The 7,117-nt window shown below is 66.1% G+C and carries 7 protein-coding genes; 6 read left to right on the plus strand and 1 reads right to left on the minus strand.

Annotation, left to right across the window (positions count from 1 at the left end; genetic code table 11):
* Nucleotides 1-67 precede the first annotated feature (67 nt).
* Nucleotides 68-655 (minus strand): acireductone dioxygenase, encoded by a 588-nt coding sequence (locus tag ACFWY6_RS34290; protein WP_384698930.1) that lies wholly within the window; start codon nucleotides 653-655, stop codon nucleotides 68-70.
* Between the two features lie 679 nt (nucleotides 656-1,334).
* On the opposite strand from ACFWY6_RS34290, the gene ACFWY6_RS34295 reads away from it, so the two are divergent.
* The 6 genes from ACFWY6_RS34295 (at nucleotide 1,335) to ACFWY6_RS34320 (ending at nucleotide 7,015) form a co-directional block, all read left to right on the plus strand.
* Nucleotides 1,335-3,014 (plus strand): pyridoxal phosphate-dependent decarboxylase family protein, encoded by a 1,680-nt coding sequence (locus ACFWY6_RS34295; protein WP_384698933.1) that lies wholly within the window; start codon nucleotides 1,335-1,337, stop codon nucleotides 3,012-3,014.
* Nucleotides 3,015-3,143: 129 nt separating this feature from the next.
* Complete coding sequence (locus ACFWY6_RS34300; protein ID WP_384698936.1) at nucleotides 3,144-4,601, plus strand: hypothetical protein; 1,458 nt, start codon at nucleotides 3,144-3,146, stop codon at nucleotides 4,599-4,601.
* 32 nt (nucleotides 4,602-4,633) lie between these two features.
* On the plus strand, nucleotides 4,634-5,092 hold the full coding sequence (locus ACFWY6_RS34305; protein ID WP_384698938.1) for a hypothetical protein: 459 nt from the start codon (nucleotides 4,634-4,636) through the stop codon (nucleotides 5,090-5,092).
* A gap of 49 nt (nucleotides 5,093-5,141) precedes the next feature.
* Nucleotides 5,142-5,954, plus strand: a complete 813-nt coding sequence (locus ACFWY6_RS34310; RefSeq protein WP_384698941.1) for a hypothetical protein — start codon at nucleotides 5,142-5,144, stop codon at nucleotides 5,952-5,954.
* A gap of 55 nt (nucleotides 5,955-6,009) precedes the next feature.
* The gene (locus ACFWY6_RS34315) at nucleotides 6,010-6,438 is read left to right on the plus strand and encodes a hypothetical protein (RefSeq protein ID WP_384698944.1); all 429 of its coding nucleotides are present in this window, start codon (nucleotides 6,010-6,012) and stop codon (nucleotides 6,436-6,438) included.
* A 34-nt stretch (nucleotides 6,439-6,472) separates the two neighbouring features.
* Nucleotides 6,473-7,015, plus strand: a complete 543-nt coding sequence (locus ACFWY6_RS34320) for a hypothetical protein (RefSeq protein WP_384698946.1) — start codon at nucleotides 6,473-6,475, stop codon at nucleotides 7,013-7,015.
* The last annotated feature ends 102 nt before the right edge of the window (nucleotides 7,016-7,117 follow it).

Below are 7,117 nucleotides of genomic sequence, written 5' to 3' on the forward strand. Positions count from 1 at the left end.
TACTTCCGGTCCCGGCCCACGCCCCAGCCCCCCCGACAGCCGCGTGCGGTGACCGGCGGTCCTGCGTTCACAACGCCACGCGCCCCGCGATGAGTTCGTCGAAGTCGGGGAAGCTCAGCGCGATGTCGCTGCCGGTGAAGTTGCCGATCCAGCCGTCCTCCTCGTGGAAGAAGCGGATGACGGAGAACGACGGCGCGGCCCCCATGTCGAACCAGTGCTTGGTGCCGCGCGGCACGCCGAGCAGATCGCCCGCCTCGCACAGCACCGCGTGCACCTCGCTGCCGATGTGCAGGTAGAAGGCCCCCGCGCCCGCCACAAAGAACCGCACCTCGTCGTCATCGTCGTGCGTGTGCTCACTGAGAAACTTCTTGCGGGCCGCTTTCGCCTGCAGCCGCTGTCCCAGGTCCTCGCTGGGGCGCAGGCCGACGACGTCGACGGTGGCGAAGCCCTCCGCCGCCGTCAGCTCGTCGATCTCGGCGCGGTAGCCGGCGAACACCGTCTCGGAATCGGCGTCTTCGGGCACCTCGGCGCGCAGCGGCCACTGCTCGTAGCGGACCCCTGCGGGCGCGAGCACGGCGGCTATCTCCACGGGGTCGGTGGTGCGGCGTACCACGGTGTCGGGGCCGGACTCCGGCCAGGTCGTCAGAAGGGTCATGACGTACTCCTCAAGGCATCGGCAATTCCCACAGTGCACGGTATCCCGTTGATCGCGATCGGACGTATCCCGTTGATCGCGACCGGTGTGCCGCCGGTGTCGCGTCCAAGACGGCTCGGAGCCCGCTGCGAACCATGAGCACCGGCCGGTTGAATTGGTAAGCAGATTTGGCGTGGCCAGGATTTCACCCACCCAGAATGAGACGCTCCCCGTCTCGGAAGTTCGGTCAACCCGACCGTCACATGACAATGGCAAAAATCATTCGCCCTTGGCCTGTTCCGTCCGCCGAATCGAAGCGCCACCCCTTGCCCGCCCTGGGAAACGTGTCACGCACACCGGATCACGGCGTTCGGCCACTTGTCTCAAAATGGAGGACGCCCCATGACATGTGGGGTACCTGTGAACACAGTTGTGGCCAAGAGCAATTGAAAGGACATCAGACGACGCGCACAGTTTTCAGACAGACCATTGAAAGAGTCACCGATCCGAAACATATGGCCCTACGGTTGCTCCACGTGGGGGGAACCACGAGTGGCATGAGGGGCATGAGGGGGGAGACGCCGATCGGGCGGGAGTGGCGCGAGAACCGGGGGGTCCGCGCCGCTCTGTAACACAGAAGGCCGTTCCTTCGAGGGGGAAGTTCCGTGCGGTCACCGCTGAACGCGGGCTGCCGGAAAGGATGTCGCTGCCCGGCTTGATCAGCCGAGGCCGCCGCATCGGCATCGAAGTCCTTTTCCCGTCGGCATGCTCAAAAACTCTGGAATCTGCGCAGGTTGCGTACGCCCCACACGGTCATGTCGGGCAACACAGGGACTTTCTGAAGGAGACCCTCGTGACGGAATCTCGGCCGAACAATCCCGCTTCCGAAGGGAGCGGATTACTGCTCGAAGCGTTTGACGCCCAACTGTTCCGGGAGACTTCCGAAACCGCCCTTGCGAAGCTGGAGAAGCACCTCTCCGATCTCTCCATCAGGGGCCTCGAACTGACGGATCCGGCGCTGCTCTCGCAGGCGGCGAGGGGCCTGATGACGACGGAGCGCGAGAGCGTCGCGGCGTTCGACGAGGAGAAGCTGGCAGGGATCATCGACCTGTACATCAGGACCGGCATCCAGGTGCACTCGCCCGGATACATGGGCCGGCAGTTCTCGGGCGTCGTACCGCTCGCGGGTGTCATCGACTTCGTGAGCTCGGTGATCAACCAGCCGGCGTCGTTCTACGAGGCGGCCCAGCTGCCCAACGTGGTCGAGCGGATCATGGCCGACGAGCTGAACCGGTTCATCGGCTACGACCCGGCTCGATTCACCATGGTGACCACGTCAGGGGGGTCGCTGGCCAATCTCACCGCGCTGCTCGCGGCCCGGAACCAGAAGCTGCCCGGATTCTGGGCGCACGGCGGCTCCGCCGTGCGCGGCCAGCCGAGGCCCGCCATCGCGGTGGGCGCGGACGTGCACTACAGCGTCGCTCGCGCGGCCGGCGTGATGGGCATCGGCGAGGCGCAGCTCGTGCGGCTTCCGCTGAACCCGCAGGGGCAGATCTCGGTGGCCGACGCACGTCCGGCCCTCGCGGCGGCCGAGCGGCAGAACCTGAAGGTGTTCTGCCTGGTCGCGTCGGCAGGCAGTACGTCGGTCGGGGCCTTCGACCCGATCGACGAACTGGCGGAACTGGCCCGGGAATTCAATCTCTGGCTGCATGTCGACGGGGCACACGGGGCGAGCCTTCTCGTGTCGGACACGCTCCGCGAAAGGCTGCGGGGAATCGAGCGTGCGGATTCCCTGACCTGGGACGCGCACAAAATGATGTTTGTGCCCGCGCCCTGCACGATGCTCTTCTACCGGGACAAGGAGACCAGCCGCACCGCGTTCCGGCAGAAGGCCAGCTATGTGTTCGACGAGGAGCCGGACATATACACGGCTTACGACAGCGGCGGCAAGAACTTCGAGTGCACGAAGCGCCCTATGATCATGACCTTGTGGACGCTCTGGGCCATGTACGGACCGGCGCTTTTCGCGGAGAAGATCGATTATCTCTGCCGGTTGACGGAGGAGGCCCACGGAATCCTGCGGGCCGATCCCGACTTCGAGACGCTGCACCGTCCTGAGGCGAACATCCTGTGCTTCCGATATCACCCGGCAGACATCAGGAAGGAGGATGTGCACCGCCTTCAGATCGCCATCCGAAATCGCGTCAAACTCCGGGGAAACTTCTTCATCTCCAAGGTGAACATCGATGGGGTGGCCGCACTGCGCGTGGTCATGATGAACCATCAGGTCACCGACGGGCACTTCCGGATGCTGATCTCCGAGATCAAGGCGACGGGACAGGAAATCCTTGAGCGTGAACCGGGAACAGAAACAGCTTAGAGGGGATGGATGTTGAGTACATCGCACGCTCCACAGGCCACACATGTTCCACCGACCGCCACCGCACCCGGCGGCGCAACCGAACTGGCCCATTGGCTGATCCCCGACTGGGAGTTACGGCCCGAATCGGTGGAAGCGGTAACCGTACTTCCCTCGTTCGCGAGCAAACTCCAGGAATGCGAGCGCGTCTGCCAGGCGCCGTACAGCGAGGTCTCGCACGAGGTCCAGGAAGCGCTCGTCCTGCGCCGTCTGCAGCAGATGGTGAACACGGTGCTGCTGAACCCGCTCTGGCGCGACCGGCTGCGCGGCGCGGGCACCCTCCAGGCCCCCGATTCGTACGAGGCGTGGCAGCGCATCCCGCTGTCCGACAAGGACGTACAGCGTGACTTCTTCATGGAGTCGCGGCCCGGCATGGTCGTCCCGCTCACCCGCGGCGAGTTCGAGATCGTGGCCAGCGGCGGCACCAGCGGCGGCAGCCCGCTCGAAGTCGTCTACGCGCTGCGGGAGTTGAAGGACACCTACGAGATCGCCGGGCGCTTCATGGGCGCCTACCAGCTGGCCGAGCACCTGCGCGGCAGCGACCCCAAGTGGCTGTTCACCACGCTGGCCGACTACCAGATGTGGAGCAGCGGCACCATGGTGGGCGGCGTCCTCCAGCACGTGCCGGGCGTCAACTACGTCGGCGCGGGGCCCGTGACGGCCCCCGTGCTTGAGCACATGTTCTCGTACAAGGGCCCCAAGGCGCTGATGGGGATCTCCGCCGGCATCGGCATCCTGAGCGAGCTGGGCGCGGGCATGCGCCAGGAGTCCAGGGAGAGCTTCCGTGTCGCCCTGTACGGCAGCGGGGTGCTCTCGCAGCGCAAGCGGGTCGAGCTGCAGGCGCTGTACCCGAACCTGTCGATCCTCAGCTACTTCGCCGCCACCCAGGCGGAGACCGTCGGGCTGCAGCTCGACGCCGCGTCGCCGTACTTGTCCGCGGTGCCGGGCCTGCACTTCATCGAGATCGTCGATGAGAACGGGCGCTGGGTCGCGGAGGGCGAGGAGGGCGAGCTCGTCGTCACCCGGCTGCACGCGCACGAAGCACCGCTCCTTCGCCTGAAGCTGGGCGACCGGATGATCCGGCGGCCCAGGACCGAGGGTCCCGGCCTGAAGACCCAGCGGTTCGAGTTCGCGGGCCGGACCGGCGATGTGCTGCACATCAACGACAGCCAGTACTCGGCCGCGCGGGCCTATGGCTCGCTGCGCGACGAGCTGAAGGCGGTCGAGGCGGTGGACCTGGACGCGGTGGCGCACGAGGTGCAGTTCGTGAACAACCGCGAGGGCAAGACCATCACGCTGTTCGTCTCGGTCGACGACGTACTCGGCATGACGTACCGGACGGACACGACGCTCGGCCCCTACGGGGTCCAGCAGGTGTTCGTGAACGCCCTGCCGCGCTCGCTCTCGCTGTTCAACCACGGCGAGGCGAACCCCGCGTCGATCGAGAAGACCGGTTACAGCTTCCAGCTCAAGTTCGTGCCCAGGCTCTCGGCCGAGATCGAGCGAACGGCGGTCGGCAAGGTCCCCCTGGTGCGGGACCGCGGCTAGCAACCAGCAGTGCGAGAACAGGAGGAGTGAGGATGAAACCGCAAGTGAACATCGTCGCGGTGGTGGATGTCATCGGGGCTCTGTCGGCCAGCACGCTGCTCGACGGCAACCTGTGCATGATCGACGACGGCGCGCACAACAGCGCCCATCAGGGAACGCCGGACCTGTGCACCGTCGTCAAGCCCGGCCAGGTCGTCTCGTGGTCGGCGCTCGCCGTGGACCTGCAGACGCCGGTCGAGATCAAGAACATCTCGTTCGTCCCCGCGGACCAGTCCGCCGCCCCGGCGCAGCCGCCGGTACAGGTGCCCGGCGAGGCATCGGCGGGCGAGCACTCCAGCGAGGGCGACAAGCTCGACCTCGACGTCTGGACGGGCATCGTGCCCAGCTGGCTGACGCCCGGTGTGGCCTACCGGTACCGCCTCGAGCTCCAGATGTACGAGGGCAGCAACAGCGTCATGCACATCGATACACCCGCGTTGATGTGTCAGTAGCAGCCGCACGGCGACGGCACAGGCCGGGAACGACGACGAAGGCGGAATCATGCCCCAACAATTGGCGATCATCGTGCTCGTGGACGTCGGCAACGCGCTGGAGTCCGAGTCACTGGACGGCAACACCTACCTGTTCGACAACATGAAGCTGCAGGGTTCCGAGAACCAGGGAACCGGCGAGCTGGTCACCGCGATCAACGGCTCGTACTGGCGGGACGGCTCGCAGGCCAGCGAGCAGGTCCTCAACTGGCTGCCCTACAGCCTCGGTTCGATCCCGCCGACCGTGCCCCGCGGCTACGAGGCGGACCGGGCGCGGCAGAGCGACGAGAAGGCGCTTGCCGACCTGCAGGACCTGGCGACCAAGTCGTCGGTCGCCGGCACCGACCAGGCCGAGCAGCTGAGCCAGATCCGCAAGACGGTCGGCACCCGCGTCAAGACCACGCGGCGCACCAAGGGCCGGATGTCCGGGCAGAAGATCCTGGACGTCACGGGCCAGATCGTCACCGAGGACAGCACGGCCGCATACACCTACCCGGCGCCGGTGATCACCGACATCTACGGCGAGGCGGTCGACTCGAAGATCATGTATCCGGCGGAGTACGGCTCCCCGGACCTGGTCACGGACGGCTGGTACTGGTCGGCGACGGTCGACACCTCGCGTCCCGGCACGTACTCGTACGTGATGCGGATCCAGCTGCACAAGCTGGTGGGCCTCAACGGCGAGCTGCGCTGGGAGGCGGTCGATCTGACCTGCCCCTCGACCCTCAAGATCACCTCGGAGCCCCGGCGCAACGCCTTCACCAAGGCGGGCATGGGCATGCTGCCCATCCCTCCGGGGTCCGGCACCCGCTCCACCCCCTGACCCGGCAAGGACTTCACCAAGGCTTCAGCGAGAGGCCAGCAAGAAGGAGGAGCAGATGACCACCAAGCCGAGGCAGCGGGAGAGCACCGCGAAGCGGCCCATCTCCATCACCGCCGTCGTGGACTGCGTGGGCGCGCTTGCGGCCGGCAACATGCGCGGCCACCTGTACATGTACGACACGAACAAGGCAGCCGGATCCGCCGGATTCGGCACCGAGCAGCTGCGCACGCGCGCGAAGAAGGGGGACCAACTCCTCTGGAACGCGCTGGCGTTGGAGTGCGAGGCGTATGTCGCCATCGACGACGTCGTGATCGACAGCGACATCTGCGAGCCGGAGCGCAAGGTCTATCCGGGCACGGACGTCACGTACTGGATCGGGACGCTGAAGAAGGACGCGGCAGACGTGTCCTACCAGCTCAAGTTCAAGCTGGGCACGAGGGACGAACCGATCGCCACGACCCTGTCGTCGTCCCTCGTCGGCTAGGGCCCGACATGGCGGCGTACGCGAAGGAGGAGCGTTGACCAGCAGCGTGCAGCAGAAGCAGAACCCCGGACAGCTGAACTCGGTACAGCTCAACATCGTCACGCTCATCAACATGGAGCGGGCGACGGAGACGGGCTCCCTGAGTGACGCGATCTACATGATGGACAACAGCATCGGCGGCAGGGGGCAGGGCACCTCGTCCCTGCAGACGGTCTGCAAGCAGGGGCAGGTCCTGAACTGGATCGTGCGCCCGCTCGACATGGAGAAGCGCACGGACGGCACCTGGCCCCCCATGCCGAAGATCAACAACATCACCTTCCTCGACACCGAACTGGGCGACGAGGAGGACGTGGCCGAGCGGAAGATCTTCACCGAGCTGAAGATCTACGGCATGCCGGACCGCATGCGTGACCCGTTCACGCCGGTCTACTACTACTGGGCGGGCACGGTCCTGAGCAACGCCAGGCCCGGCGTGCACCGCTACCGGCTCGTGATGGAGCTGGAGCAGGAGCACAAGAAGGAGAAGCTGTATCTGAACACGGCGATCCACCCGTCGATCAGGATCCTCGGCGTGTGACGCGAGCACACCTCTGAGGCCCCCCCGGCGGGCGGGTTTGGCCCGCGGGGGCGCCGGGGGGCCCGGGGGGGGTCCGGGTCTTATAAAAAAAAGTGTCCCGCG

This window comes from Streptomyces sp. NPDC059037, from assembly GCF_042740015.1.
GTDB lineage: Bacteria > Actinomycetota > Actinomycetes > Streptomycetales > Streptomycetaceae > Streptomyces.